The sequence below is a fragment of the Actinoplanes subglobosus genome (genome assembly GCF_042650585.1).
Classification (GTDB): domain Bacteria; phylum Actinomycetota; class Actinomycetes; order Mycobacteriales; family Micromonosporaceae; genus Actinoplanes; species Actinoplanes subglobosus.
In genome coordinates this window covers 554,244-580,976 of record NZ_JBHSBL010000028.1, presented here as the reverse complement: position 1 = coordinate 580,976, position 26,733 = coordinate 554,244, and the positions used below count along the sequence as shown (strand labels likewise).

The 26,733-nt window shown below is 69.5% G+C and carries 21 protein-coding genes; 10 read left to right on the top strand and 11 right to left on the bottom strand.

Annotated features, from left to right (window positions below; translation table 11 throughout):
* Window positions 1-64: 64 nt before the first annotated feature.
* Complete coding sequence (locus ACFO0C_RS42925) at window positions 65-1,069, top strand: LysR family transcriptional regulator (protein ID WP_378072603.1); 1,005 nt, start codon at window positions 65-67, stop codon at window positions 1,067-1,069.
* An 8-nt stretch (window positions 1,070-1,077) separates the two neighbouring features.
* Here the strand turns inward: ACFO0C_RS42925 and ACFO0C_RS42920 are convergent, their stop codons facing one another.
* The 3 genes from ACFO0C_RS42920 to ACFO0C_RS42910 all read right to left on the bottom strand — a co-directional run bounded on the left by ACFO0C_RS42920 (window position 1,078) and on the right by ACFO0C_RS42910 (window position 6,560).
* A complete protein-coding gene (locus ACFO0C_RS42920) occupies window positions 1,078-5,229 on the bottom strand; it encodes an nSTAND1 domain-containing NTPase (protein WP_378072602.1) in 4,152 nt (1,383 codons plus the stop codon).
* Window positions 5,229-5,552: a CU044_2847 family protein gene (locus ACFO0C_RS42915; protein ID WP_378072601.1), complete on the bottom strand. Its 324-nt coding sequence runs from the start codon at window positions 5,550-5,552 to the stop codon at window positions 5,229-5,231. The genes ACFO0C_RS42920 and ACFO0C_RS42915 overlap by 1 nt, the downstream gene beginning before the upstream one ends.
* An 84-nt stretch (window positions 5,553-5,636) precedes the next feature.
* Window positions 5,637-6,560 carry an LLM class flavin-dependent oxidoreductase gene (locus ACFO0C_RS42910; protein WP_378072600.1) on the bottom strand — a complete coding sequence of 308 codons (924 nt, stop codon included), beginning with the start codon at window positions 6,558-6,560 and terminating at the stop codon, window positions 5,637-5,639.
* A gap of 100 nt (window positions 6,561-6,660) precedes the next feature.
* Between ACFO0C_RS42910 and ACFO0C_RS42905 the strand changes: the two genes are divergently transcribed.
* Entirely contained in the window at window positions 6,661-7,509 is an 849-nt protein-coding gene (locus ACFO0C_RS42905) for a helix-turn-helix transcriptional regulator (RefSeq protein ID WP_378072599.1), read from the top strand.
* A 70-nt stretch (window positions 7,510-7,579) separates the two neighbouring features.
* On the opposite strand, the gene ACFO0C_RS42900 is transcribed toward ACFO0C_RS42905, so the two are convergent.
* Together ACFO0C_RS42900 and ACFO0C_RS42895 are read right to left on the bottom strand one after the other, a co-directional pair.
* Window positions 7,580-8,104 (bottom strand): hypothetical protein, encoded by a 525-nt coding sequence (locus ACFO0C_RS42900; protein ID WP_378072598.1) that lies wholly within the window; start codon window positions 8,102-8,104, stop codon window positions 7,580-7,582.
* A complete protein-coding gene (locus tag ACFO0C_RS42895) occupies window positions 8,094-8,342 on the bottom strand; it encodes a hypothetical protein (RefSeq protein WP_378072597.1) in 249 nt (82 codons plus the stop codon). The genes ACFO0C_RS42900 and ACFO0C_RS42895 overlap by 11 nt, the downstream gene beginning before the upstream one ends.
* 386 nt (window positions 8,343-8,728) lie before the next feature.
* On the opposite strand from ACFO0C_RS42895, the gene sigK reads away from it, so the two are divergent.
* The 3 genes from sigK to ACFO0C_RS42880 all read left to right on the top strand — a co-directional run bounded on the left by sigK (window position 8,729) and on the right by ACFO0C_RS42880 (window position 11,963).
* Window positions 8,729-9,343 carry an ECF RNA polymerase sigma factor SigK gene (gene sigK, locus ACFO0C_RS42890; RefSeq protein WP_378072596.1) on the top strand — a complete coding sequence of 205 codons (615 nt, stop codon included), beginning with the start codon at window positions 8,729-8,731 and terminating at the stop codon, window positions 9,341-9,343.
* Window positions 9,340-10,077, top strand: a complete 738-nt coding sequence (locus tag ACFO0C_RS42885; protein WP_378072595.1) for an anti-sigma factor — start codon at window positions 9,340-9,342, stop codon at window positions 10,075-10,077. The genes sigK and ACFO0C_RS42885 overlap by 4 nt, the downstream gene beginning before the upstream one ends.
* 65 nt (window positions 10,078-10,142) lie before the next feature.
* Window positions 10,143-11,963: a serine/threonine-protein kinase gene (locus ACFO0C_RS42880; RefSeq protein WP_378072594.1), complete on the top strand. Its 1,821-nt coding sequence runs from the start codon at window positions 10,143-10,145 to the stop codon at window positions 11,961-11,963.
* Between the two features lie 59 nt (window positions 11,964-12,022).
* Here the strand turns inward: ACFO0C_RS42880 and ACFO0C_RS42875 are convergent, their stop codons facing one another.
* Together ACFO0C_RS42875 and ACFO0C_RS42870 are read right to left on the bottom strand one after the other, a co-directional pair.
* Window positions 12,023-13,636 carry a discoidin domain-containing protein gene (locus tag ACFO0C_RS42875; RefSeq protein WP_378072593.1) on the bottom strand — a complete coding sequence of 538 codons (1,614 nt, stop codon included), beginning with the start codon at window positions 13,634-13,636 and terminating at the stop codon, window positions 12,023-12,025.
* A gap of 413 nt (window positions 13,637-14,049) precedes the next feature.
* The gene (locus tag ACFO0C_RS42870) at window positions 14,050-14,352 is read right to left on the bottom strand and encodes a MerR family transcriptional regulator (protein WP_378072592.1); all 303 of its coding nucleotides are present in this window, start codon (window positions 14,350-14,352) and stop codon (window positions 14,050-14,052) included.
* 923 nt (window positions 14,353-15,275) lie between these two features.
* Between ACFO0C_RS42870 and ACFO0C_RS42865 the strand changes: the two genes are divergently transcribed.
* Window positions 15,276-16,517 (top strand): helix-turn-helix domain-containing protein, encoded by a 1,242-nt coding sequence (locus ACFO0C_RS42865; RefSeq protein WP_378072591.1) that lies wholly within the window; start codon window positions 15,276-15,278, stop codon window positions 16,515-16,517.
* Between the two features lie 219 nt (window positions 16,518-16,736).
* Here the strand turns inward: ACFO0C_RS42865 and ACFO0C_RS42860 are convergent, their stop codons facing one another.
* Window positions 16,737-17,372, bottom strand: a complete 636-nt coding sequence (locus tag ACFO0C_RS42860; RefSeq protein WP_378072590.1) for a TetR/AcrR family transcriptional regulator — start codon at window positions 17,370-17,372, stop codon at window positions 16,737-16,739.
* 206 nt (window positions 17,373-17,578) lie between these two features.
* Here ACFO0C_RS42860 and ACFO0C_RS42855 point away from each other — a divergent pair, with 206 nt between their 5' ends.
* The gene (locus ACFO0C_RS42855) at window positions 17,579-18,214 is read left to right on the top strand and encodes a DsbA family oxidoreductase (protein ID WP_378072589.1); all 636 of its coding nucleotides are present in this window, start codon (window positions 17,579-17,581) and stop codon (window positions 18,212-18,214) included.
* Here the strand turns inward: ACFO0C_RS42855 and ACFO0C_RS42850 are convergent.
* From ACFO0C_RS42850 to ACFO0C_RS42840, 3 genes are all read right to left on the bottom strand, one after another.
* Window positions 18,199-18,825, bottom strand: coding sequence for a hypothetical protein (locus ACFO0C_RS42850; protein WP_378072588.1), 627 nt, complete (start codon window positions 18,823-18,825; stop codon window positions 18,199-18,201). The genes ACFO0C_RS42855 and ACFO0C_RS42850 overlap by 16 nt on opposite strands.
* 110 nt (window positions 18,826-18,935) lie before the next feature.
* Window positions 18,936-21,164: a putative bifunctional diguanylate cyclase/phosphodiesterase gene (locus ACFO0C_RS42845; protein ID WP_378072587.1), complete on the bottom strand. Its 2,229-nt coding sequence runs from the start codon at window positions 21,162-21,164 to the stop codon at window positions 18,936-18,938.
* Between the two features lie 96 nt (window positions 21,165-21,260).
* The gene (locus ACFO0C_RS42840) at window positions 21,261-23,528 is read right to left on the bottom strand and encodes a M4 family metallopeptidase (protein ID WP_378072586.1); all 2,268 of its coding nucleotides are present in this window, start codon (window positions 23,526-23,528) and stop codon (window positions 21,261-21,263) included.
* Window positions 23,529-23,816: 288 nt separating this feature from the next.
* Between ACFO0C_RS42840 and thiM the strand changes: the two genes are divergently transcribed.
* From thiM to ACFO0C_RS42825, 3 genes are read left to right on the top strand one after another with little or no spacing between them, the layout of a single operon-like run.
* Window positions 23,817-24,605, top strand: a complete 789-nt coding sequence (gene thiM / locus ACFO0C_RS42835; RefSeq protein ID WP_378072585.1) for a hydroxyethylthiazole kinase — start codon at window positions 23,817-23,819, stop codon at window positions 24,603-24,605.
* Window positions 24,602-25,930 (top strand): LLM class flavin-dependent oxidoreductase, encoded by a 1,329-nt coding sequence (locus ACFO0C_RS42830; RefSeq protein ID WP_378072584.1) that lies wholly within the window; start codon window positions 24,602-24,604, stop codon window positions 25,928-25,930. The genes thiM and ACFO0C_RS42830 overlap by 4 nt, the downstream gene beginning before the upstream one ends.
* Window positions 25,927-26,727 (top strand): sulfurtransferase, encoded by an 801-nt coding sequence (locus ACFO0C_RS42825; RefSeq protein ID WP_378072583.1) that lies wholly within the window; start codon window positions 25,927-25,929, stop codon window positions 26,725-26,727. Before ACFO0C_RS42830 ends, ACFO0C_RS42825 begins: the two co-directional genes overlap by 4 nt.
* Window positions 26,728-26,733 lie beyond the last annotated feature (6 nt).

Genomic DNA, 26,733 nt, shown 5'->3' with positions numbered 1-26,733 from the left:
GAGACTGTTCGCGTCCACGTGATGATGCTGTACATACCGTTCACCTCTACTTGACAATCATGAGATGGACGTGCGCCGCCTGGAAACCCTGCTGATGCTGTCCCGCCTCGGGTCGATGCGGGCGGTCGCGGATGAGATGTACACCACCACCTCGACGATCTCCCAGCAGATCGCGGCGCTCAGCCGGGAGGTCGGCACCCCGCTGATCGAGCCGGAGGGGCGCAGGGTGCGGCTGACCCCCGCCAGCCGACGGCTCGCCGAGCATGCGGTGACGATCCTGGCCGCCATCGAAGCCGCCCGGCTCGATCTGGACCCGGCCGCCGAGCCCGCCGGCACGCTTCGCGTAGCCGGGTTCGGCACGGTCATCCGACGGTCACTGATGCCGGCCGTGGCCCGCTTGGCGGTCGATCATCCCCGGGTACGAGTACACATCCACGAGCACGAACCCACCGAGGCGCTGTCCCTGCTCGCGTCGGACGACATCGACCTGGCCCTGACCTACGACTTCAACCTGGCGCCCGCGCCCCTGGATCGGGCGGTGACATCGCGGCCGTTGTGGTCGGCGGCGTGGGCACTCGGCGTACCGGCCGCCCACCCGATGCCCGCTGTTCATTCCGAGCCGAACGACCGGCCCGACCCAACCGCCGTGGCCACCCCGACCTCCCGGGCCGTCCTGACCTCCCGGGCCGTCCTGACCGGCGACCCCGTGTTGGACGCGGCCGCCCCTGAGGTCTTCAACCGCTATCGGGACGTCGAGTGGATCGTCAACTCCCGCGGTTCGTCGGATGAGGAGGTGGTCCGCGTCATCGCGGGGATGGCCGGCTTCGACCCGGTCGTCACCCACCGTGCCGACAGTCTGATCCTGCTGCAGGACCTGGTCGTCGCCGGGCTCGGCGTGGGACTGCTGCCGGCCGACCAGCCGACCCTTCCCGGCGTGCGGCTGTTGCCGCTCCGCGACCCGGCCCCGGTCCTGCGAACCTACGCCGTGGTGCGCGCGGGCCGCACCGGCTGGCCGCCCCTGGCCCTGCTCCTGAACCTGCTCCAAACCACACCCGGACCGGACCGATAACGACACGGTCAGCTGCAAACATCGCGGCGCGGGAAGCCTTTGGCGTACTTCTGCCATTCCTCATCACTCAACTCAATACTTACCAGGTGACAAATGTGGCGCAGCGATACATTGATGTCCAATGGGTATTCGGTCAGCACCTCGTCGAACCTGGCGACGAGCCCTGTTCCGTCAGCGTTGAAAATCACATCGGTGCCACCGAAGTCGCCGAGCTGAAATATCAGTTCCGGACCGTGCAGCCGGCGAACCTCGACCACCTGGGCATAGAAGCCCTTGCCCGGAACGCGGAGCGCGATCAAATCGTTCTTCCGGTCGAACGCGGCGACGCTGGTCGCCGAGAAGCGACGCAATTCGGTCTGCCGCGCAAGATCCCACACCACCACGGAATCGTCGCTGCTCATCCCGAGCAGCGTGCCATCGGGACTGAAAACCGTGTCAGTGGCGGCCGGTATAGGGACGGTACGGACGCCGTCGGAGGTGATCTGCCACAATGTGGAACGGTTGGAATCCTGGTTCGTGACGGATAGATACCGGCCACCCGCGCTGAGCGCCAAGGTCGTCGGGAGAAATCCCTCACCCAAGGCGAAATTCGCGATGGTCGCCCCGGTCGAGAGGTTGACGACGTAGGCACGGGATTTGTCGACCGTCGCGAGGAAATTGTTCGTCGGGTCCAGGGCTGCCGCACGAAGCGGACCCCACGGGCCGTGGACCGGGTGAGAGGAGGGAGCGTTTCGCAGATCCCATTGCCGAAGCGTGCGGGTTTTGTCGACGGCCACTACGAGGCCACCCGAGATCTCCGGCGAAAGGACGGTCTCCTCGTCCGAGAACGGCTCGATCTTGACACGGGCGACCACTCGCGGTGGCGCCAGGGACCAGGTGGTCACTGTCCTTTGGGAAACGTCGGGGTGATGTATGTCTCCGTATTCAAGCGTGGTGACGCGGCTCCCGTCATCCCACATGGAGAATTCCGCGGCCGGCCCCATCGGGAGCGGATCGAAGTCGTCGAGATGAACGACTGCAAGCGATCCTTCGAAACTAGCGACCGCCACTTTTCCATCTCTGCTCAGTGCTACCACTTTTCCGCTTTCACCGCCACTTGACAACCCGTCACTGCCCGCATATATCGGCACCTTCCTGACGGGTTCCCGATCACTTTCCCTCATTAACGATCCGTCGGTGAAGAATGCCCAGCGGCCATCGGCGCTATAGGTGGGAGCGCTCGGCGCGTTGAGCAGATCAACGCCATATCCGGGTAGGGATTTTCTGCGTTCAAGATCCCACCAGATGATCCCGCCAGGCGCTTTGACAAAGGCCACATGACCGTGAGGTGCCACCGAGAACCCGTTGATCACGTTGTCCTGATTCGTGACGCGATCCTCAAGTGCGGGTAGGGGCAGTCGCACAGAACCGCGTCGTTTGCGCGTCGAGATGGTCCAGGTCTCCAACCTGTCGTCCTCGGCGATGGTCAGGTCGGCACCGTTGCTGGTCCACGAGAAGAGGCAGGACCCCTCGGCCGCGCGAGGAATCGACAGCAGCCGGACAGACGCATCGAGGGACCACACCTGATAGTCCTTCGCCCTGCAGACGGCCACACGCTCACCGGCCGGATCGAACCTGATGTCGACGACCGCTGCCTCCGGACCCTGATCCGTCCACAACGGCACGGCATCACCGGCGGCGAGGCGCCAGAGCTTGACCCGCGTTCCCAGCCGCCCGTTCTCGGCGAAAGCCAATGAACCACCATCGGGGGCGAAGGCCATCGGCATACCGTGGCCCCATCCCGGACCCGACAACTGCGTCGGCGTGCTCTGGATCATCTTTCGGCTTTCCACGTCCCAGAGTGCGATCTGCCCGTCGATACGCACCGCCAGCACGTTCGGCTCGGATGGGCTGAACTCCATCTCGGCCGAGCCGACCGACATCAGGCCCGGGAGAATGACGCCGGGGACCAGATGGGAGACATACCGGTATTTGCTGGCCACCGCGGTGAGGTTGGCCCTGGTCTGATTGTCGTCGTAGAACCTGTAGGCGGCGGCGGAAAGTAGCAGGCCGAGAATTCTGCCGTTCGGGACAGAGGCCTCGTTGAGCATCTCGGCCTGACTGGTGAGGTAACGAGCCTGGGACTGGGCTGCCTGCCTCGCCTTATCGCGGCCGATTTTGACCGCGAACGCACCGAGGCCAGCGACGAGTACGGTGAGCACCGTCAACGCCGCGACGATCACCCGCAGCCGGCGAATCGAACGCCCCTCGAACACCTGGCTCGACTGGATGTAGCGCCGCTCCGCCGCGGCGATGTCGTCCTCCCGCTCGTCGAGCCATTGCGCCGCCTCGGCCAGCGCCTTCCCGCGCAGCAGAGCCCCCGAATCCTGCTTCAGCCGCTCCCAGTCGGCGACGTCGCCACGTAGCCCCTCCTGCCACGCCCGGAAGGCCCGATCCTGCTCGGCCCAGCCGCGCAGCCGATCCCACCCGTCGATCAGCGCCTCGTGGACCAGCTCCAGCGTCTCCGACCCGAGCTCGTCACGTCCGGCCGTCACCAGCCGGGTGGTAGCCAGCTTCTGCCCCAGCAGCCACTGTCCCTCGGCCAGCTCCTGCCTGCGTGTGAGCCGACGGACGAACTCGCCGCCCTCGTCCGGCCGGACGAGCTGGGTCAGCAGGCGCCGGAAGGACTCACGGCCGGACTCCTCTGCCTGCTGCCGGTAGACCTGCTCGGCATACTGGGCCAAGGCTCCCTTCACACCACCCAGCTGCTGATAGGCGGCATGGGTGAGCCGGCCACGCTCCCGTCGCTCCCACAGCAGGGTGAGGGCGAACTCCAGGAGGGGCAGGCTGCCGCTGGGCGAGTCGCCCACATCGTCGAGGATCCGGTCGACCAGCCCCGGCTCATAGGTCGTGCCCCTCGGCAGCGGCCCCTCGATGACCCTCTGCAACTGGCGCCGATCCATTTCGCCGACCGCCGCCACCGACTCACCGAGCGCCTGTGCCAGGGCCGGCAACTGCAGTGCCTGGCCGAAGAAGTCGGCGCGCAGCGTGATCACGGCGGTCACCTCACCCAGGCCGAGGCCGGCCAGCAGAATCTCGGTCAGCTCGGCGGTGTCGGGCGTGCCGAAGACCTCCTCGAACTGGTCGATGATCAACAGCAATCGGTTGGCACCGGACCGCATCAGCATCCGGCTCAGCACGGCGTGCACGTGACCGTTACGCAGCACCTCGGTGAGCTGGCTCAACGAGAGAAGCCGCTGCGTCTCGCTCTGGCTGGGCTCCAGCACGGGGAGCAGAGCAGCCGCCAGAGCGGCGACCCCGGACGAGGCCTGCGCCGGGCGCATGGTGGCGGTGACCCACTTCATCGAGCGGTGCACGATCGGAAGCAGCCCACCGAAGACCAGTGAGGACTTGCCACTGCCGGACGGGCCGACCACTGCCACGAAGTTGTGCTGCTCGATATCCTTGGCCAGCTGCGCGGTCCGGTCCTCTCGACCGAAATACACGTCCGCGTCCTGCTCGCGGAACGCGGCCAAACCACGGTACGGGCACGGCGCGCGCCCCATCTCGCCCAGGTCGGGCCAGGCCTCGGCCAGCGCCGCGGCCGGGATCATGTAAGCGGCACGCAGGTCGCCGTCGACCTCCGCGGCCACGGCCATGCCGACCACAGCTGCCAGCTCGTCGTCCCACACGGGCGAACCGCTGAAACCCGGCTCCACCGCATAACCGTTGTTTCCGCTGCTTTCCAGCTGGACCCAGCCGATTCCTTGCCGGCCCCTCAGGATCCCGGCCACCCAGACGCCGTCCTCACGCCCGCCCGAGAAGCCGAACAGCCGGCACGGATGACCCCAGAGCTCGGCCTCCTCGACCATCGGGACACGCCACGCAGTGCACGGTGGATCCGCGGCGAGCCTGAGCACCGCGATATCCCCGCTGCCGTCCGCGAGCACCGGCAGCAACGCCACGACCTCGGCAGCGAACGTCGCGGACCCGGGCAGCAACGGAAAATCCAACCGCACGGATCCCGCCCGCTGCACCACATGCGCGCATGTCAGCACCGTCCGGTCGCCGGCCAGGAACCCGACTCCGGCGACGCGGCCGTCATCACCCCGGATCCGGACGATCGCCGGCTCCAGACCACCTGCTGCCGGCACCCGGACCGGATCGACGGTCTGCGACATTACGGCGCCGAATCGTCAGCGAGTGTCCATCTCAGGACGACCTTGAAGTTTGCCTCACCGCTCGACTCCGCGATCACGAATCCCGTTTTGGCCGTCAGTTTCAGCCCGAGCTCGACGTCGATCTCGTCGGGAGGAACCGCAGTCTCCCTGGCGCGCCGGATCGCCTCCTGCCCCATCCGGGTCACCTGCGCGACCGCCTGGTCGAACCGCTCGGACGCCCGCCCGACCACGTCGCCCGCATTGGCCCGCACCACACCCTGACCGCTCACCTCGACCATGACGAAGTCGTCGTCGTCCACGGGTAGCTCAACATAGGCAACCATGTAGCCGTCATATCAGTGCACACCCGATTAAACCGTCCTATCCGGTGAATCAATCCGACAATCGTTCAAGAGGGTGATCGCACGTCAGCCAGGATCGGGGGCACGCCGCGACTCCACCGCCTCCCGGACGGCCGGGACGATCTCCGCACCCCAGCGGGCGAGTGACCTGCGATCGGGTGTGCCGCCGGACGGGGAGAACAGCAGGAAGCCCGAAGCGCCATGATCCAGGACGGCTGTGGTCAGCTCCTCCACCCACTGGCCGGCCGAGCCGCCGATCCACCGGCCGTCACGATCACGCGGAGCCGGTAGCGGACCGTCGGTGATACGGCCGGGAAGGTTGAACACCGTCCGGATCTGTTGTGGATCGCGGCCCATTGCTGCGGCCGCCTCGTCGATGACCGGCCGTGAACTGCGGTAGCGCGCACTCTGCCAGTCGGCAGCGTGGCCGGGGATCCACCCGTCGGCGGCGCGGCCGGTCGCGGCCAGCGATCGGGGACCGACCGAGCCGGTCCACACCGGAGGAGCCTCCACCGGGGCGGGCTCGATGCTCTCGACCCGGTAGTGACGGCCGTGATGGGTGATCGGCGGACCGCCGCCGGACAGCTTGCGGACCAGGAGGATCGCCTCCTCGAAGGCGTCGACCGCCTCGCTCGGCGACAGCCTTGGCACTCCCATGTCGCTGATGCGGTCCCACAGCCCGCCGGCTCCCATGCCGAGGACCACCCGCCCGGCGGACAGTGCCGACAGCGAGGTCACCGTGCGGGCCAGCACAGCGGGTGGACGGGTGGGCAGGTTGGTGACATTGGCGAACCCGGCCAGCCGGCGGGTGGCGCCGAGGACGAACCCGATGGCGGCATAGGCGTCCAACCGCCGGCCGAGGTAGGGGTGGTCGGACAGGGAGAAGACGTCGAGGCCGTCGCGGTCGGCCTGCTGTGTCAGCCGCAGCAGCTCAGGACCCTCGCCGATGTCGGTGTGCGCCCCGAAGCCGAAGACGATTCGCTCGTTCATGCGTCGAGATTGCCCCGGCTGCGGGCCTTGAGGGAGGCCGGGCTGATAGTGGTACCAGGAGGGACACCTTGAGGGCCCGCGGCGTTGTTACGGTCGGGTGGTGAGCGACAACGAACTCGGATTGTTCCTGCGGACCCGCCGGGAGGCGATCACTCCGGCCGAGGTCGGGCTGCCCGCCGACCCACGGCGGCGGGTCCCAGGTCTGCGCCGGTCCGAGGTCGCCGCGCTCGCCCGGGTCAGCGTCGAGTATGTGACCCGGCTCGAGCAGGGCCGCGACCGCCGGCCCTCACCGCAGGTGCTGTCCGCCCTCGCGGGCGCCCTGCGACTGTCGGCTGGTGAGCGTGCGCATCTGTTGCGGCTGACGAAGGCGTCCGACCCCGGTTACAACTGCCTCGGTGGCGGCACCAGGCCGGCCCGGGCGGTCCGGCCGACAGTGCGGGCGGTCCTCGATCGGCTCGAACCCACCTCGGCCGTTCTGCTGAACAGGCTCGGTGACGTTCTGGCCCACACCTCCGGCTATCAGCGGCTGATGGGCCCGGTCGGGCTCCTGGATGCGGCCCAGCCCAACGTGGCCCGGTTCGTGCTCACCGACGAGCGGGCTCGGCAGGTCTATCCCGACTGGGAGCGGGTCGCCGATGAGGAGGTCGCAGCGCTCAAACAGGGGCCGTTCCGGGCCCACCCGCACATCGCCGCCCTCGCCGACGACCTGACCATCACCGCCGGGGAGGAATTCACCCGGCGGGTGGAGACGGTTCCCGGACTACCGAGTGCCAGCGGCGTGCTGCGGCTGGCCCATCCGATCGTGGGCCCACTGCGGCTGGCATACGAGGTGCTGGAGCTCCCCGCCGACGAGGATCAACGGATCGTGGTCCACCTGCCCGCCGACACGGAGACGGCTGCCGCACTCGACCTGCTCGTGACACCGCCCCTGCACGCCCTGGCCGGCTGACGAGGTCCCCGTGGCGCACCCCGACATGGACGCATCAGTGACGCATCGACCGCGGCCGCAGGACGGAGGGTCAGCTGTGGTGACGCGGGGATCGCCACGTCTCCTGAGCCCACGACAGGTCGGCCGGGTCGTCGTGGATGCACAGGACACGGGCGATCGCGCCCGGCACGGCGGCGTAACCGTGGAACTCGTGCCGGGCCTTGCCGTCGACCGTAGTGGTCAGCCAGAAGGCTTGCCGCAGCACGCCGCTGTCGGGCTCGGTGGACTCGCCGTCACGCCGGGTCGGCGCGCCCTCGGTCAGCAGCGCGATCGCCTCGGCGGCGCCGGCCTCGGCCGGTGTGGTGTACATGTCGAGGACCACCGTGCGGCTGGGGCCGACGGAGCGGAACTCGTCACCCCGGCGGCGTGGAGCCAGGCCCGCGGTCCGCAACAGCGACCACTTGTCGGTGACACGTTCGCGCACGGTCGCGGGCAGGGCGTGGGGGATACGACTGAGCACGTCGTCGCGGTCCCACTCCTCGTTGAGGACCCGCCACAGCGTGGCGCCCTCGCGCCGGCCAGATACGGCAGGTCGTCGACCGGCGTCAGAACTCATCGACGCGTCCGCGCTGGTCGAAGCAGGTCGTGTCGATCGCCAGCTTGATCAGCTCGCGGGCGGTGGCGTGGTCGGTGGCTTCGGCGTCGAGGGTGCCCAGGGTCCGGGTCGTGTCGACGATCTCGTCGGTCGACCGGCCTGAGGCCAGCCCGGCGCAGGCGGTGTCGGCGATCGCCTGGATGTCGGCGTCGCTGCGGTCAGCGGCGATGTCGGCGAGTTGGGCCCGCACGACGTTCACGAACTCACCCGGCGACGAGGAGGGCGACGAGGAGGGCGAGGAGGTGGACGAGGATGCCACGGATGGCGATGGAGCCACGGACGGTGAGGAGGCAACAGATGACGTCGGCGGATCACCAGCCACCGGATCGGCACCATCCGTGCAACCAGCCACCGTGCAGAGGACCGCAACCACGGCCATCACCGGCCACGTCTTCATCATCGCCCCGTCCCTACCGACCAAGATCCCCCGAGACTAGACCAGCCCCGCCCACCCGGCCGCGGCCGCGACAGGGCCGTGACACGCCGCCCCGATAGTGGTAGCCAGATTGCGGAAATATCGCACCCATCCGCGGCCGGGGCGGCTCCGAACCCCCACACGGACGAATCGATGCGGGATGGAGAACGATGGCAGAGCGTGGCGTCGGGGACCGGCCGGAGTACCTGACTCCGGTGCCGGCCCCGGAGACGGTGCCGGATGCCGGCCTGTTGCTGGCGTCGGTGGCGCGCGGCGACGAGAAGGCGTTCGGCAGGCTGTACGACCTGGTCGCGCCACGCGTCTACGGCCTGGTCAGGCGAGTGCTGCGGGATCCGGCGCAGGCCGAGGAGGTCGCGCAGGAGGTTCTGGTCGAGGTGTGGCGGACGGCGGCCCGCTGGGATGCGAGCAGAGGTTCCGCGACGGCCTGGATCTTCATGATCGCCCATCGGCGGGCAGTGGACCGGGTCCGGGCCGAGCAGGCCGCCGGTGATCGGGTCGCCCGGGTGGGCGCGGCCTCGGTCGACACCCCGTATGACGAGGTCGCCGACGAGGTCGCGGTGCGCCTGGAGCGCCAGCAGGTGCGGCACTGCCTGGAGGTGCTCACCGAGGTGCAGCGACAGGCGGTGACGCTCGCGTTCTACCAGGGCCACTCCTATCCACAGGTGTCCGAGTTGCTGAGGGTGCCGTTACCGACGGTGAAGAGCAGGATGAGAGACGGCCTGATCAGGCTCCGTGACTGCCTGACTCCGGAGGTGGCCGCATGAGCGATGACGTTCACTCGCTGATCGGCGCCTACGTCCTGGACGCTCTGGACGACATCGACCGCGCCGCGTTCGACCGGCATCTGCGCGACTGCGACGTGTGCCGGCTGGAGGCCGACGAGTTGTTCGAGGTGACGGCCCGGCTCGCGGACGGCGCCTGGTCGGTGCCGCCGCCCCGTCTCCGCGACAACGTGCTCGCCGAGATCACCAACACCCGTCAGCTTCCGCCGGCGATTCCGTCACGGCCGCAGCCCCGGTCGTCCCGGCGCGGTCTGCGTCTGGTCGCCGCGGCCGCCGCGGTTGTCGCCGCGGTCGGAGCCGGGGCGGTCGTCTATCAGATTCAGGATCAGCGGGTACGGGACACGCAATCCCGGCTCGAGGCAGCGCAGGCGAGCGAGGCGCGGGTACGGTCGATTCTCGGCGCGTCCGACGTCCAGACACACTCTGAGCAGCTGAGAAGCGGCGGCCGGGTGACGGTGTCGACGTCCCGCCTCCACAATGCCGGCGTAATCATGCTCGCGGCTGACAGCGCTCCGGCCGCGGGACGCGTCTATCAGATGTGGACTATTCAATCGGGCGCACCTGCCTCCGCCGGCGCGCTGAGCGAGGGCCAGTCAGCGGCCGTGCAGGTGGTCGAGGGTCTGCCCGCCATGTCGAATGTGGGCATCACCATCGAGCGGGCACCCGAGTCCACGACTCCGACCGCCCCGCTCGACGCCCTGGTCGATCTGGCCTGACGATGCGTCCGTCCGCGAGCCGTCCCGCTCCGAATCCCTCTCGACGACACGAGAGGGGTTCGGGGATGAACGGGGAGCTGGGTGGCCGGTATCGGCTGCTCGAGGTGATCGGGTCCGGTGGGATGGGCCGGGTCTGGCGGGCCGACGACACGCTGCTGCAACGCACGGTCGCGATCAAGGAGCTCACCACCCCGGCCAGTCCGGTGCGGGAGGCGCGGGCCGCCGCCCGTCTGGATCATCCGGGCGTGGTGCGGATCTACGACGTGCTCACCACGCAGGACCGGGCGTGGATCGTGATGGAGTACGTGCCGTCGCGGTCTCTGCACCGGGTCGTTTCCGAGGACGGCCCGCTCTCATCGGCGGAGGCGGCCCGGGTCGGCCTGCTCATGCTGGCGGCGTTGCGCAGCGCCCACGCCGCCGGGGTCCTGCATCGCGACGTCAAACCGGACAACGTGTTGCTGACAGTGAGCGGGCGGGTGGTGCTGACCGACTTCGGGCTGGCCGCGATCAGTGGCGACGGCCCCGATCCACGTCTGGGCTCCCCCAGTTACATCGCCCCGGAGCGGCTGCTGTCCCAGGAGGCCGGGGTTGCCGGTGACCTGTGGTCGTTCGGCGCGACGCTGTATTTCGCGGTCGAGGGCCGTCCCCCGTTCACCCGCGGTGACGGCGGCGCTGCGCTGCGGGCGCTGATCAGCGAGCCACCGGATCCGCCGATGCGGGCCGGTCCCCTGGCCCCGCTGCTGCTGGCACTGCTCGACCGCGATCCGGCCCGGCGTCCGTTAGCGGCCGCGATCGAGCTGAGGCTCGGAGGCACTCTCCAGCCAGCCCTGCCGGGCAAGGAAAGGGAGGCGCAGGCCTGGCCGCAAGGAGAGTCCGCTCTTGGGGCGCAACCGCTGATGACGAAGGAGATACAACAGGGCCCGAACCTCCAGGCACCACCGTGGATGGAGAAGCGACGACAAGAGCCAGGCCCTCAGGCGCCACCGTGGACGCACAAGTTACGACAAAAGCCATACGCTCAGGCGCCACCGTGGATGCACAAGTTACGACAGAAGCCATACGCTCAGGCGCCATCGTGGACGCAGAAGCTACGACAAGAGCCAGGCCCTCAGGCGCCACGGTGGACAGCGAAAGAGCTACAACAGCGTCCCGGGCTGCGGGCGCGGCTGCAGAAGGCAGGGCGGCCGAATCGCCCGCCTCGGCTCCAGGAGATCTCCCGACGCGTGCGGCTGGCCCTGGCCGGCTCGGTGACAGCCGTGGCGATCAGCGGTGGGGCAGCGCTGGCGACGGTCACCGCGGACCGGGCGGCACAGCCGGGCAGCCCGCCCGCGGCGCTCATGTCGTATCGGGTCGACACCTGCGGTCCCGGTGCGACGACGACACCGGTCATCACCGCGACCAGCGACGTTCCGGCGGGGCTGCCGACGGATTGGGTGTGGTCCCGGGATCCGGCCGGGTTCGCGCTGGCGCTGCCCGCCGGCTGGCGGCGATCCGCGGGCGGTGACGAGGTGTGCTTCACCGACGCGGACGGCACGAGGGCGTTCACGGTCGACGTGACCGGCGGCGTGACCGGCGGCGTCACCGGCGGCGCGACTGGCGATCCACTCGCCTACTGGCAGAGCCGGGAGCAGTCCGAGCAGGCAGGTGGCGGCCTGCCCGGCTACCAGCGCATCCGCATGGACACGCTGCTGGTGAAAGGGGGCGGAGCGGACTGGGAGTACACGTGGCAACCGGGCTCGGGCGAGAAACGACATGAGCGCCGGATCCTGATCACCGCCAGCGACACCTGCTCATACCTGCTGCGGTGGACGGTCGCCGACTCCCGCTGGGCCGAGAACACCGCACGTCAAGGACGACTCGTCGACCTGTTGGAGGCATGCCGATGAAGACGCCGATCCCGTGCGGCGGCCGTTTCGACCACCGCACGGGACCAGGAGGGGGCCTGCTACTGGTAGACGCGGACGTAGTCGACCAGCATCTGGCTCGGGAACGGGGTGGTCGCGTCGATCGGTCCGGGGAAGTCGCCGCCGACGGCCAGGTTGAGGATCAGGTAGAACTTGTGGTCGTAGATCCACGGGCCACGGGTGTTCTCCACGGTCTCCTTGGCCGCGTCGAAGACGAGACGACCGTCGAGGAAGAAGCGGATACCCTTGCTGTCCCACTCGGCCGCCCAGACGTGGAAGTCCTGGGACAGGTCGACGGTGGCGTACTTCTGGCCGTGCCCTCCGGCTCCGTTGTAAGCCGGCGCGTGCAGCGTCGAGTAAGCCTCGCTGGTGTTGCGGCCGAGGACCTCCATGATGTCGATCTCCCCGTTGTACGGCCACGGCCGCCCCTGCAGGAAGTCGTCACCCATCAGCCAGAACGCCGGCCACAACCCATTGCCCTTCGGTACCTTGACCCGTGCTTCGATCCGGCCGTACTGGACGCTGAACTTGTTGCTCGTGTTCATCCGGTGCGAGGTGTACTGCCGGCCCTGGTAGTCCTGCCGGCGTGCCTCGATGACGAGCGAACCCTGCCCGTTCATCGACGCGTTCTCACTGTTGGGGGTGTAGTACTGGACCTCGCCGTTCTGCGGGACGCCCGGGTCGTACGTCCACTTCGCGGTGTCCGGCTTGCTGCCGGCCGCGCCGTTGAACTCGTCGGAGAAGACGAGCCGCGTGGCGGGGAAGGTGGGGTCGGCGGGCTTCGCCGGCGGCGTGGTCGGGTTGCCTCCGGTGCCGTAAATGCTGAACTCCCAGAGCGAGTAACCGTAGGCGCTGCTACGGGCGGTGCCGTACATCCGCACGTAACGGCCGGTGCCGGTGGCGTTGACGACGTCCTTCAGGCCGTCGCCGGTGGTGGTGCTGTAGAAGGTCGTCCAGTTGACGTTGTCCGGCGACACCTGCAGCTGGTAGGAGCGGGCGTACGCCGGGTCCCACTGGAGCACGACCTGGCTGATCTGGGCGGTGGCGCCCAGGTCGACAGAGATCCAGCCCGGGTCGACCCAGCCGTTCGTCGAACTGGTGGCCCACCGGCTCGCCGGGTCGTTGTCGAACGCCTTGTCCGGGCTGCACGGGTTGCAGTTGACATCGTTCTGCCAGGTGGAGGCCAGCGCCGGCTTGCCGTAGGAGAGCAGGCGCGTGGTGCCGGTCGGCGGGCCGTCACCGGAGTAGACCTGGAACTCCCAGAACGAGTAGCCGTATGCCTCCAGCGCCCGCTGCGTCAGGTTGATCCGCACGTAACGGGCGGTGCCGGAGACCGCGATGCTCTGCTGGCCGCCGGCGCCGGTGGTGGTGGCGTAAGCCTGGGTCCAGGTGCTGCCGTTCGCGGAGAACTGGATGTTGAATCCGCGGGCATACGCGGCCTCCCAGTTGATCGCGATCCGGCTGACCGAGGTGGACGCGCCGAGGTCGACCTGGAACCACTGGGCCGCCGACCACGAGCTGGCCCAGCGTGTGCCGTTGTTGCCGTCGACGGCCTCGGCCGCGAGGTAGGCGCCGGCCGCCTCGGTGGACGACGCAGTCGCCGCCTTGCCTTGCGAAACGAGGACCTCGGCGGCCGCTGCGGGACCGCTTGTCACGGCGACGAAGCCGGCCATCAGACCGGCGAGACCAACGGCAAGAGCAATCCTTCTGGTACGGCCGGAGCGCGGCCGTTTTCGGGCAGGAGTGATCATGGGACGGGACTCCTCGGGATGTGACGAAGCGGTTTCCAGCGGGGGAACGACCTGTGAAACCGCTCTCTTGCCCGCCACCGTCGCAGCCCTGTAGAGGGGTGTCAATGCCCTCCGAAACCGGTTCCGGCACCGGTTCCACGAAAGCCCAGCTCAGAGCCCAGACATACGTCAAGTTCCGGAACCGCCAAGCCCCGCCAACCTCTGACCGATATAGGCGATTCGAGTAATGAAAGCGCTCTACCGACGGTCACCCTTCGAGAGTTCAGGTGACTGGATGACGGTTCAGAGTGAGGGAGACCCCATCGCCCGGCGACCCACTAGCGGCACTCATGGTCGCGGTTGTGCTGCAGTGCCGCCTCGAGCTGATCCTCGAGACTGATGATCCGGCAGACGGCTTCGAGGGCGGTGCCCTTGTCGACCAGCTCCCGGGCTCGGGCCGCCAGACGCAGCTGGTGGCGGGAGTAGCGACGGTGCCCGCCGGCGGAACGGAACGGAACGATCAGATTCTCTTCGCCGAGACGGCGCAGAAAGTCCTGTGAGGCGCCGACGATGTCGGCGGCACGGCCCATGGTGTAGGCGGGGTAGTGATCGTCGTTGAGCATGTCATCGGATCCGGCCATACATTCCTCGTCATGAACGAGGGCCCCGGCGCATGTCGCACCGGGGCCCAGGGTTACGGGTTGAATACACCATCTACCGACAGGTTCGTCGGGTTCTCGTTTCCGCACCATGCCGATACCGGCAGAATCAGGTGCGAGGATCGCATATGCGTGACCGGAGACCACCTCACATTCGATGTGACCACGGTGTCCACCTCAAGACTGGAACCACGTCCTGACGGCGGGCGATCCAACGGCGTCAAACCCTCCCTTTCCTCTACTCGCGAGACCTTGGACTCGCGATAACCAATCTTGCTATCCGCCGATGCCGGAGCCCCACGCGACTTCATGGCCCCACACATGTGCGGCGGATCCCTGGTGCATCAGACGAAGGCCCCGATCTTGCGTCAGGCCTGCCTGCGGTATGCCCTGACCTGGAATTACGTCAAGGTCTTGTCGTGCATGCGGTGATGCCCTTCCATCGCGATCACCGAGCGAGCCACGAAACTTCCGGGCCCTGCTTTGGCGCTCGGCTTGTCACGTCAGCGTCTTCAACTGATCTCTGTCGTCAACGGAGACGATACTACCCAGCCCAGTCGAGGATATCTAGTTTCGAGAGACCAGATTTTCTCGGCGGCTGATCGCAGCTTTGTGGGCGGATGACCGCCTCCGCGGCGAGGCTTTGCCCAGCGGGGGAAGTGATCAGCCTCTTCGGGGCGTGGCGGCGGCCATACGTTCGGTCGCCGGGATGCGGGATCACAGCCGTGTCGGCGGTGAACAGCGGTCCGGGCAGCTGTGGCCGCGCGCTGGAAGCACCTCCGTCACCGGAACACGGCCCGGAAACCTGAACATCATGATCGTCCACCGCGCCGGCCGGACGCGCTGACCTGGGCTTCAAGTTTTCGGACAGCGGGCGTCAAGGACCGGGACGGTTTGCTGCGGCGATGAAGACGCGCACGGCGATGGAGACGCCCACGACGATGAAGACGCCCAGGATGATCGACACGCGCACGGCGATGGACACGTACACGGCGATGGACACGTACACGGTGATCGGCCGCGCCGCCGTGGTCTCGTCGCCGGCCGATCTGGCAGTTCTGCTACGCGGTTTGCGGCAGCGGCATGCACGGACCCGGCGGTCACCGGCGCTCAGCTACCGGGAACTGGCGACCCGCACCGGATGGTCACACGGGATCATCGGCGCCTACCTGACCGGCAAAGTGCTGCCGCCGGTCGACCGCCTCGACGAGCTGGCCCGGCAGTTGGGTGCCGCACCTGCCGAACTGGGAGCGCTGGCCGACGCCCGGGAGCGCATCGCCGACCGTACGCTCTGCACGCCGGCCCGGCCGCCCCGGCAGTTGCCCGCACCGGTACCGCGATTCACCGGCCGGGAACCGGAGCTGGTTCTTCTCGGCGCTCCGGACATCGGCCCGGCCGACTCCGCGAACCCGGCGACGACCAGACCGGCGACAGGCCATCTGACGGGGGGCGGATCAGTGACAAGCCGATCAACGGCGAGCGGCTGGCTTGCGCACGGACCGATGGTGGTGACCGGGCCACCCGGGGTCGGCAAGACGGCGCTGGCCGTTCACTGGGCTCAGTCCGTGGTCGACGCCTTCCCGGGTGGTCAACTCTGGGCCGACCTGCGTGGCAGCACCGCCCAGCCGGTCGAGCCCGACATGGTGCTGGATCAGTTCCTGGTGGCGCTGGGTGGGATCGCGGGCGGGGGTGCGACCGCCTACCGGACGCTGATGGCTCGCCGCCGGATCCTGGTGGTTCTCGATGACGCGGTGGACGCCGCTCAGATCCGGCCGCTGCTTCCGGGCGGGCCCGGTTGCCACACGGTGATCACCACCCGGGCCCGGCTGACGCCGCTTGTCGCGATCGATGGTGCTCGGCCGCTGACTTTGGGCCCGATGTCCCGGGACGAGGCCCGGCGGCTGCTCACCGCCCGCATCGGAGCGGACCGTGTCGCCGCCGATCCGCTCGGAGCCGAGGCGATCTGCGCGGCCGCCGCCGGACTGCCGCTGTCCTTGGCCGTCGCCGCCGCCCGGGTACTCATCGATCCCGGCGGCGACCTCCGCAGGGTGGCGAAGGAACTGGCCGCTGGAGACCTCCCCACCGACGGTCGCTGGGACCGCGCCACCGAAATAGCGATCACACATCGGACCGGCACGGACCGCTGATCCAGGCGCCGGACGGCACCGCGCCCACGGCGACAGGGGACCGCAGCGGTGACAGCGACCCGAGCCGGACCCGAGGCCAAGTCAGACCGCAGCGGCCAAGGCGACCCGAACCGGACCCGAGGCCAAGTCAGACCGCAGCGGCCAAGGCGACCCGAACCGGACCCGAGGCCAAGTCAGACCGCAGCGGCGAAAGCGACCCGAGCCGGACCCGAGGCCGAGTCAGGTGGACGGGGCTGCCGCGCCCTCGATCAGCAAGTGGTTGATCTCCTGCGCGCTCATCGGCGCGACCGGCAACGGGGTCGCCGCCGGGGTGCGTAGGCCGTCGAGCATGAAAGTGACCGCCCGGCGCCACGCCTCCGAACCCGCGGCCGCCGCCGAGCGGGCCAGCGGAGCGTGGGAGGCCAGGAAGAACAGCAGGTCGGAAGCAGTGAAATCCGGACGCAGCGAACCGTCACGGCGCGCCCGATCGATGATCGACTCGGCGGCGGAGAACGAGTTGTCGCAGACGGCCATGAGGCGGCTCGCGTCCGGGAAACGGCGCGTCAGCACGTCACCCAGCGCGGGATCGGTGGCCTGCAACTCGCAGACCTCCGTCACATACCCGGCGAAACCCTCCCACGGATCGGGACAGGCCAGCGCGGTCCGGGCGGCGTCGCCGAGACGGACCGCGGCCAGGTCGGCGATCACCTCGTCGATCAGGGCCTCCCGGGAGCCAAACAGGTTGTAGAGCGTCCCGTGGCTCACCCCGGCATGCCGGGCGATCTCCTTGAGCGACACCTGCAGGCCGCGCTCCTGGAACAGATCGGCCGCCGCGGCGCGCAGTTTGGCCGCGTTGCGCTGTGCGTCGGCTCGCATACCCCTCCATAACTTGACCCTGTGGTCAACATGTCTGCTACCGTGGCGAAGACAAGTTGACCGTAGGGTCAGGATAGCGGAGGAGCGGCCGTGCCGGAGACCCCAGCCGAGCAGATCGACGAGGAGACCCCCGTCGAGGAGCTGCCGCAGCTGATCATCCTCGAAGGCGCCGAGGACGCGCCCGTCTGCGAGAACGGAGTGTGCCTGTGAGCATCAGCATCGACGTCTGGTCCGACGTGGTCTGCCCGTGGTGCTACATCGGCAAGCGGCGCCTGGAGACCGCGCTCGGCCGGTTCGAGCACGACGTCACCGTCACCTGGCACAGCTTCCAGCTCGACCCGACCATCCCGGCCGGCACCCGGGAGCCGGTCCACGAGATGCTGGCCAAGAAGATCGGGGCGCCAGCCTCGCAGGTGCGGGCGATGACCCACCAGGTCACGCAGCTAGCCGAGGCCGAGGGCCTGACCTACGACCTGGGCAACGCGATCTCGGTCAACACCCGCGACGCGCACCGGATCGCCCACCTGGCCGGCGAGCACGGCCTCGGCACCGAGATGCACGAGGCCCTGCTGAAGGCGCATCTGTCCGACGCCGCGGTGGTCGACGATCCCGAGACTCTGGTACGGCTCGCGACCGCCGTCGGGGTCCCGGCCGCCGAGGCGGCGGACGTGGCCGGCGGGACGAAGTACGGCGCCGAGGTCGACGCCGACATCCGCAAGGCCCGGCAGCTGGGCATCAGCGGCGTCCCGTTCTTCCTGATCAACAACAAGTACGGGATCTCCGGCGCCCAGTCGGCCGACGCCTTCCTCGGCGCGCTGCACAAGGTTCACGCCGAGGGCTGACCGGCAGCCAGGCCGCTGAGGAAGTCGTCGGTGGCCGCCAGCACCCGGTCCAGCTCGTCCATCCCGCGCAGACTGGTGAAGAGGAAAGCGGCCCGGCCGCCGATCACGTCGGCGGCCGGGTTCTGCACCCGGGCGAGCGCGGCCAGCCCGTCCCCGCCGATCAGGCCGGCGAGGCTGCCAGAGATCTCGTAGCCGGGCTCACCCCGCCGCGGATCCAGGCGCAGGTCGCCGGTGAGCTCGGGCGCGTCCATGGTGACCACCATGGTCAGCACCGTGGTGCCGTGGTCGTTTCCCAGCTCCGACTCGAACCCGGACGGCACGACCGCGGCCAGCACCGCCACGGTGGCATCCCGCTGCCGGAACCGGCCCCGTGCGGCCCCACGCTGGCGCACCTCCGGCAGCCGCCCCATCCGGCCCACCGGCACGGTCGGCTCGAACGCGGCCGGCTCCCAGGTCCACCGGCGGGCGAGGGCCTGCTCCCGGAGCCGCCGCACGGTCTGCCCGGACCGGCGCAGCTTCCCGGCCTCCTTGCCGGCCATGCCGAACGCCACGACACCCCGGACGATCAGCGCCGCCAGAGCCACCATCGCACCGATGACCGTCCAGTCCACAGCTCCCCCTCAAGACCTGTCTCCCCGGCCATCAGTACCAGACACGGTCAAAATCGCACCCCGCCAGCCGTCGCTGAACGACGCGAAGCGATGCGGACAACCGGCGTGAGCTACGGCTGGCGAACGGGAGCGCGAGTTACGGACTGCTGGGAGGCGGGTAGGGGCTTGCCGTACAGCCAGCCCTGGGCGAAGTCGCAGTCGTTGGCCCGCAGCCAGTCCCGCTGGGTGGTGGTCTCGACTCCTTCGGCGACGACCCGGTGGCCGAGTGCGTGCGACATCGCCAGGACGGCGCGGACGATCGGTTCGTTCGGGCCGCCGTCGCCGACGCCGGTGACGAACGCCCGGTCGATCTTGACGATGGAGACCGGCATCCGCTGGAGGTAGCTCAGCGACGAGAAACCGGTGCCGAAGTCGTCGATGCACAGGGTGACGCCCAGGTTGCGCAGTTCGTGCAGGGTCCGCAGGCAGGCGTCCGGGTCGTCCATGAAGCCGGACTCGGTGACCTCCAGCCACAGCCCCTCCGGCGGGAGACCGGTCCGGGCCAGGATCTCCCCCACCCGTTCGGCGAGACCGGGTTCGCGCAGCTGCCGTACGGCCAGGTTGACCGACACGTGCACGGGAGCCGTCTCCCGCCAGTCCCGGGTGCGGGCGGCCGCCTCCTCCAGCAGCCATGCCCCGGCCGCGACGATGAGGCCGGTGTCCTCGGCGATCGGGATGAACTCGACGGGCGAGACCGGTCCCAGTGCGGGATGGGTCCAGCGCATCAGGGCCTCGAAGCCGTCGATCTGTTCGCTCTCCAGGTGCACGAGTGGCTGGTAGTGCACGTCGAGCTGGCCGTGGTCGAGGGCGCCGCGCAGTGCCCGTTCGAGGGTGAACCGCCGCTGGAGACGTTCGCGCAGCGGCGGGTCGAAGACGGCGTAGCGGTTGCGGCCGGACTCCTTGGCCTGGTACATCGCCGTGTCGGCGTCCCGTAGCAGTTCCACGGCCCCGGTTCCGGCGCGGGCGGTCGCGATGCCGATGGACGCGGTGACGTCGACCGCCCCGACGGACAGCGGCAGCGGCTCGTCGAGGGCCGCGAGCAGGCGCCCGGCCAGGTGTTCGGCGGCGGGATCGCCGGCCGGGGCGGTCAGGGCGACCGCGAACTCGTCGCCGCCGGTCCGGCAGACCAGGTCGTCGGCGCGGACGGTGACGGCGAGCCGGGCGGCGGCCGCGCGCAGCATCTCGTCGCCGACCTCGTGGCCCCAGTGGTCGTTGACCAGCTTGAACCGGTCGAGGTCGAGCAGCAGCACGCTGACCTGCGTGTCGGGGGCGGTCCAGCGGGCCACGGTGGCGGCCAGGCGTTCCCGGTTGGGCAGGCCGGTCAGGGAGTCGTGCTCGGCACGCCAGCGGGCCTCCTGTTCGGCGCGGGCCCGGGAGTTGTTGGCTCTCACCACGCGGGCGACCACGACGCCGATCAGTGCCAGCGACAGCGCCGCCCGTACCAGCGAAAAGGTCTGACCTCTCGGCGGCGCAGCCACGCCGAGGATCGTCGGCACGCACAACGTCGCCGTGATCATGGCGGTGCGGCCGCGGCGCAGCAGGTGGGAGCGGCCCAGCACCCGCTCGGTGAGGACGGGCACGGTGGGATGCAGCACGCAGGCGGCGTTGGCGAAGTCGGCGGCCAGGACGAGGGCGCCCATGGTCTTGAGCGGGATACCGTCGGCGCCGTGGACGAACCAGCCGCGGTTGGCGAGCACAATGTTCGCCGACAGCAGGGCCACACCGCTGGTGACGAAGAACCACATCGCGGGGGCGCGGGTCCGGCCGAGCAGCAGCATCGGCAGGGCGATGGTCATCAGCAGGGCGGCGGCCAGCGGTAGGGCCGCGGCGACCAGGTTCTGCCAGCGGAGGTCGTCGCCGGCGATCCAGGGTTCGACCCACAGCGACCAGACCAGCAGCGCGGCGCCGACGCCGATGAGGGCGGAGTCCACCCGGGCCGGGTCGTCGGCGGTCGCCCGTGTGCGCCGCACCAGGTCGATGACACCGGCAGTGAGCAGCAGGTAGATGGGCAGCAGTGCGGCGTCCGGGAACATGGCGAGGACGGTGCCCCGCTCGGCCAGCACCCGGGTCGACTCGCCGGTCAGCGAGACCATCATCGCGGCCAGGATGAGCAGCCACGGCCGACGCTGCCCGGGCGGGACGTTGCGGCGGATGCCGACGGCCGCCGCGATCACGCAGACCAGGACGCCGGCCAGGTAGGCGTAGGTGGCGCCGGGTGGGTCGGCGACACCGACGAAGACGGCGACGGGCACGCCGACGCTCAGCAGCACCCAGGAGGAGACGGCCCACCGGTCTCTCACATGTCTCGTATCGGTTCCTCGCCGCCGGGGCTTAGCGCGGCTCCGCGGCCACCGCCCTCAGGGCGATGACCGCGGAGCACACCGTTACCGAAGGGATCAGAGGGTCAGGGTCCAGCTGTTGATGTAGCCGACGTCAGCCGAGGCGGCGTCCTGGACCCGCAGGTTCCAGGTGCCGTTCGGGGCGGTCTCGGAGGACAGATTGGCCGTGTAGGTGGTGTCGATGTTGTCGGCGCTGCCACCGCTCCGGTTGCGCAGCGTGTAGACGCTGCCGTCCGGGGCGACCAGGGAGACGACCAGGTCACCGACGTACGTGTGCACGATGTGGATCTCGACGGTGCTGGTCGCCGAGGCGGCGCGGGAGCAGCCGCTGATGGTGATCGGCGAGTTGACCGTCGCGTTGTCCGAGATCGTCACGTCGGTGGCGTTGGTGCCGGAGCAGCTGCCACCGGCGCCGTTGATCGTCAGGGAGAACGTGGCCGTCTTGGTGGCCGCGGTGCCGGTGCCGGTGATCGTGATGGCGTAGGTGCCGGGGGCGGCCGCGGTGGTGGTGGCCAGGGTCAGCGTGGAGCTGGCGCCGGCGGTGACCGACGACGGGCTGAAGCTGGCGGTGACGCCGGACGGCAGGCCGGAGGCGGTCAGGGCGACCGTCTGGGCGCTACCGCTGGTGACGGCGGTGGCGATGGTGGCGGTGGCCGACGAGCCCGGGTTGACCGAGGCGCTGGTGGGGCTGGCGGTCAGCGAGAAGTCGTTGCCGGTGGAGCAGGTGGCGTCGCTGCCGGCCACGTTGACCGCGGTCCAGGCGGCCTGGACGGTCTTGTACTCGGTGGAGCACGAGCCGTACAGGTCGGTGGCGGCACGCAGGGTGTAGGCGCGGGCCGTGTTGGCCAGGTTCGAGGCCAGGTAGTAGCGGGTGTTCGAGGTGAAGTACGAGTCGAGCGCGCGGAACCAGATCTTCTCGGCCTTGGCGCGGCCGATGCCGGTGACGGCCGGGGCCGAGCCGCAGACCGGCGAGGTGCCGTACGCGGTGGCGCCGGTGCCCTCGGCGAGGTTGAAGAAGAAGTGGTTGCCCGGGCCGGACGAGTAGTGCACGTCGATGCTGTTGGTGTTGGAGGCCCAGCAGCCGTGCGACGAGCCGTCCAGGGTCGGGTTGTACATGTAGCGCAGCGGCGTGTTGTTGCCGTTGATGTTGATCTTCTCGCCGACCTGGTAGTCGCCCGGGTCCACGGTGGTGTTGGCGTAGAACTCGACCATGTTGCCGAAGATGTCGCTGGTGGCCTCGTTGAGGCCGCCGGACTCGCCGGAGTAGGTGAGGCCGCCGGAGACGACCGCCTCGGTGACGCCGTGCGACATCTCGTGGCCGGCCACGTCGAGGGAGACGAGCGGGCGGGAGTTGCCGGAGCCGTCACCGTAGGTCATCTGGGCGCCGTCCCAGAACGCGTTGACGTACGCGTTGCCGTAGTGCACGCGGGACGGGACGCCCGCGCCGGTGCCGAAGATGCCGTTGCGGCCGTGCACGTTCTTGAAGTAGTCGAACGTCTTGGCCGCGCCGAAGTGTGCGTCGACGCCGGCCGACTGGCGGTTCGAGGTCGCGCCGGTGCCCCACGTGTTGTCGGCGTCGGTGAACGTGGTGCAGGTGCTGGTGCCGTTGTTCATGTCGCAGGTGCGGCCGTTGCCGTGCGACGGGTCGATCATGCTGTATGTGGATCCGGACAGCGTGGTGTCGATGCTGACGGCGCCGGAGTAGACGCTGTTGCCGGTGCCGGCGACCGTCTCGATCTCGTCGAACTCACCGATGAACGCGCCGGTCTGCGCGTCGCTGATGACGTGCAGCTTCGACGGGGTCTGCTTGTCCGGGGCCCAGCCGCTGACGACGGTCTCCCAGGCGAGGCGGCCGGTACCGGTGCTCGCGTCGACGAACAGCTCCGGCGTGCCGGTCGCGGTGCGGGTGCCCTCGAAGTTGGCCTCGGCGGTCTTGGTGGCCTTGGCCGCGCTGACCTTCGGGGTGACGCTCAGCGTCAGCGGGGACAGCAGACCGACCGAGGAGCCGTCGTAGACGCCGCTCGGCTTGCTGTGCACGACGAAGTCACCGCCGTAGACGCGCAGGCCGTGGTAGAGGCGGTCGTAGCGCACGTGCGAGGCGCCGTTGGCGTCCACCGTCGTACGGAACACCTTGTACGAGTCGCCGTCGGAGGCCTCGACGTCCGCGGGGCGGGTCGCGATGTGGGTCTCCGCCCGGGCGACCGCCTGTGCTTCCGAGGGCGGGGCGACGGGGGACGGCGGTGCGGCTGAGGTGCTCGTGGCGGTGGCCACGAGCGCGCTGCCGACCAGCATGGTGGCGCTGGCCAGCGCAAAAGCTTTCTTCACTCGGTTCCTCCCCGAACCTGAGATTCACACATGACTATGTGTGAACATCAGTATGTAGACGAGGTAACGACGTACGTATATATCTCTACGGTCATACCGCGGGCATTCACCTGCCATGTAAGCGCTTACCCGGGCGTATTCGCGGCATCAGCGACTTACGCCGTTCCATCACCTCCCACCTCGGACACGACAGTCCTGCGCGTTCCAATCTCCTATCGAGTAGACGGGAGATGTAGGGTGCAGCTACTGTATGCAGCCGTATGCAGTAGCTCGATGCTGGAGGCGACGATGACAGTGACCACGTGGAAGGACCCGGCCGTTCGCGAGGGCTACGCCCGGATCGCGCAGACCGGCCCCTTCGTCTACGGGCTGACCAACTACATCGCGGCCAACCTCAGCGCCAACGTCCTGCTGGCGGCCGGCGCCGGTCCCGCGATCGGCGCCGCCTCCGACTGGACCACCACCTTCCCGGCCGGGGCCAGCGCGGTCTGGATCAACGCCGCGTCCCTGATGAGCAGTGACGAGGAGTCGCTGCGCACGGTCGCGCGCACCGCGCACGAGGCCGGCACACCGTGGGTGCTCGACCCGGTCGCCGTCGGCGCCGGGGCCACCCGCTACGACGACTTCGTCCGGTCGCTGCTGGAGTTCCGGCCCGCGGCGATCCGGGGCAACGCCAGCGAGCTGATCGCCCTCGCCGGCGGAGAGGCCACCGGCAAGGGCGTGGAGACGACCGTCGACTCCGCCGAAGCGGTCGCCGCCGTGTCCGACTTCGCCGCCCGCATCGGCACGATCGTGGCGGTCAGCGGCCCGGTCGACTACATCTCGGACGGACACCGCACCGTGGAGATCCCGGGTGGTGACGTGCGCCTGACCCGGGTCACCGGGGCGGGCTGCGCGCTCGGCTCGCTCACGGCCGCGGCGATCTTCGCCACCGGCGACCCGTTGCAGGGTGCTGTCGTCGCGCACGCCGCCTATGCCGAGGCGGCTGAGCGCGCGGGTGCCCGTACCCGCGGAACCGGCTCTTTCGCCGTCGCCCTGGTCGACGAGCTGTCGCTGTTGAACGAGCCCGTCGAGTGATCCATCTCGGCGCGTTCCTCAACGCCGGCGCGCAGGGCACCGCGGGGTGGCGGCACCCGGACGCCGCGCCCGGCTTCCTGACCGCCGCGCACTACGTCCGCATCGCGCAGGTCCTGGAGCAGGGCCTGTTCGACTTCGCGTTCGTGCCCGACGCGCTCGCCGTGCCGCGCAGTCTCGGTGGCTCGTTCGACCCGGCGGTGAAATGGGGTTCGGGCACGCCCCGGCTCGACCCGGTGCCGGTGATCAGCCTGATGGCCGCCGTCACGACCCGCCTCGGGGTGGCCGCGACCGTGTCCACCGGCTACCACGAGCCCTACAACGTGGCCCGGCAGTTCGCCACCATCGACCACCTCACCGGCGGGCGCTCCGGGTGGAACGTGGTGACCAGCTTCCAGGACGCCGAGGCACAGAACTTCGGCCGGCCGAAACTGCCGCCCCGGCCGGAACGCTACGCCCGCGCCGAGGAGTTCCTGGAGGTCACCACCCGGCTCTGGGACAGCTGGGCCGACGATGCGATCGTCGCCGACAAGGTGTCCGGGGTGTTCGGCCGGCCCGAGGCGGTGACCGCGATCGACCACGACGGCGAGCGGTTCCGGGTGCAGGGCCCGCTCAGCGTGCCCCGGCCGCCGCAGGGCTACCCGGTGATCATCCAGGCCGGGGCGAGCGAGTCGGGCCGCGACTTCGCCGCCCGGTGGGCCGACGTCATCTTCTGCAGCCACGAGTCCCTCGCGTCGGCGATCGCCTTCTACATCGACGTGAAGTCACGCGCCGCCGCCCACGGCCGCGACCCGGACCAGCTGAAGATCCTGCCCGCGGCCACCCCGGTGATCGGCCGCGACGTGCACGACGCGCTGGCCAGACACGAGGCGTTCGCCGATCTGGTGTCCGTGGAGGCCGGGCTGTCGCGTCTGGCCTACCACGTCAACGTGGACCTGACCGCCTTTGACCCGGACGGCCCGCTGCCACCCTTGGAGGAGGTCGGCGTCGAGGGCCACTACCGGGAGGTCGTCGAGTTCGCCGAGCGGGAGAGACTGACCGTGGCACAGATCGGCCGGTGGTACGGCGCCCGCACCGAGGGCAGCCTGATCGGCTCGGCGAGCGACATCGCCGACACCATCGAGCAGTGGGTCGACGCGGGCGCCGCCGACGGTTTCGTCATCCAGGCCACCCACGTGCCGGCCGCGTTCGAGGACTTCGTCGCCACCGTCGTACCCGAGCTCCAGCGGCGCGGCCGGTTCCGCACCGCCTACGAGGGTGACACGCTGCGGGAGAACCTCGGCTTGAAACGCCCGGGGCAGGGCGAGTGGAAGGCGCGGCGAGCATGACGGAACCCCTGGTCAGCGCCGCCTGGCTGCGCGATCACCGAGACGACGTGGTGCTGCTGGACGCGTCGATCGACCGTACCCCCGAAGGCGGTTTCGGCTCCGGCGCCGCCGCCTTCGCCGCCGCGCACATCCTCGGCGCCCGCTTCGCGGACATCCACACCGGATTCTCCGACCCCACGGCCGCGTTCCCCTTCACCCTGCCTTCCCTCCCGCAACTGCACGAAACAGCACAGACCTTGGGGGTACGGGACACCGCACGCGTGATCCTCTATGACCGCAACGGCGGCGCGTGGGCAGCACGAATCTGGTGGCTGCTGCGAATCCACGGGCACCCGGCGGTGAGCGTGCTCGACGGCGGGCTGTCCGCGTGGACCGCGCTCGGGCTCCCACTCGCCGCCGGCCCTCCCCCACCGCCGGCCGAACCCGCCCCACTGACACTGCACGAGCCCGGCCCGGTCACCGCCGGCCTGGACGAGGTGCTGCGCGGATCGTCCACCGGCACCCTGGTGTGCGCGCTGCGACAGGAACGCTTCGAGGCCGGCCACATCCCCGGCAGCACCAGCCTGCCCTACCCGGAGCTGCTGCGCGCCGACGGCACCGTCGACGTCGCGGTGGTCCGGGAACGCGCCGCCGGGCTCACCCCGGACACCATCGTCTACTGCGGAGGCGGCATCAACGCGGCCGGTCTGCTGCTCGCCCTGGACGCGGCCGGGCTGCCACTGCCCCGGCTGTACGATGGCTCGCTCACCGAGTGGCGGTCCGATCCGTCCCGTCCGCTCGACACGGGTGCGGGGTAGAGGAAA

Excerpts from the sequence above, each read along its gene's own strand:
- ACFO0C_RS42865 (WP_378072591.1), top strand. The coding sequence starts at position 15,276 with ATGAAGACGCGCACGGCGATGGAGACGCCCACGACGATGAAGACGCCC.
- ACFO0C_RS42920 (WP_378072602.1), bottom strand. The coding sequence starts at position 5,229 with ATGTCGCAGACCGTCGATCCGGTCCGGGTGCCGGCAGCAGGTGGTCTG.
- ACFO0C_RS42915 (WP_378072601.1), bottom strand. The coding sequence starts at position 5,552 with ATGGTTGCCTATGTTGAGCTACCCGTGGACGACGACGACTTCGTCATG.
- thiM (WP_378072585.1), top strand. The coding sequence starts at position 23,817 with ATGACAGTGACCACGTGGAAGGACCCGGCCGTTCGCGAGGGCTACGCC.
- ACFO0C_RS42860 (WP_378072590.1), bottom strand. The coding sequence starts at position 17,372 with ATGCGAGCCGACGCACAGCGCAACGCGGCCAAACTGCGCGCCGCGGCG.
- ACFO0C_RS42885 (WP_378072595.1), top strand. The coding sequence starts at position 9,340 with ATGAGCGATGACGTTCACTCGCTGATCGGCGCCTACGTCCTGGACGCT.
- ACFO0C_RS42910 (WP_378072600.1), bottom strand. The coding sequence starts at position 6,560 with ATGAACGAGCGAATCGTCTTCGGCTTCGGGGCGCACACCGACATCGGC.
- ACFO0C_RS42900 (WP_378072598.1), bottom strand. The coding sequence starts at position 8,104 with ATGAGTTCTGACGCCGGTCGACGACCTGCCGTATCTGGCCGGCGCGAG.
- ACFO0C_RS42925 (WP_378072603.1), top strand. The coding sequence starts at position 65 with ATGGACGTGCGCCGCCTGGAAACCCTGCTGATGCTGTCCCGCCTCGGG.
- ACFO0C_RS42880 (WP_378072594.1), top strand. The coding sequence starts at position 10,143 with ATGAACGGGGAGCTGGGTGGCCGGTATCGGCTGCTCGAGGTGATCGGG.
- sigK (WP_378072596.1), top strand. The coding sequence starts at position 8,729 with ATGGCAGAGCGTGGCGTCGGGGACCGGCCGGAGTACCTGACTCCGGTG.
- ACFO0C_RS42870 (WP_378072592.1), bottom strand. The coding sequence starts at position 14,352 with ATGGCCGGATCCGATGACATGCTCAACGACGATCACTACCCCGCCTAC.
- ACFO0C_RS42825 (WP_378072583.1), top strand. The coding sequence starts at position 25,927 with ATGACGGAACCCCTGGTCAGCGCCGCCTGGCTGCGCGATCACCGAGAC.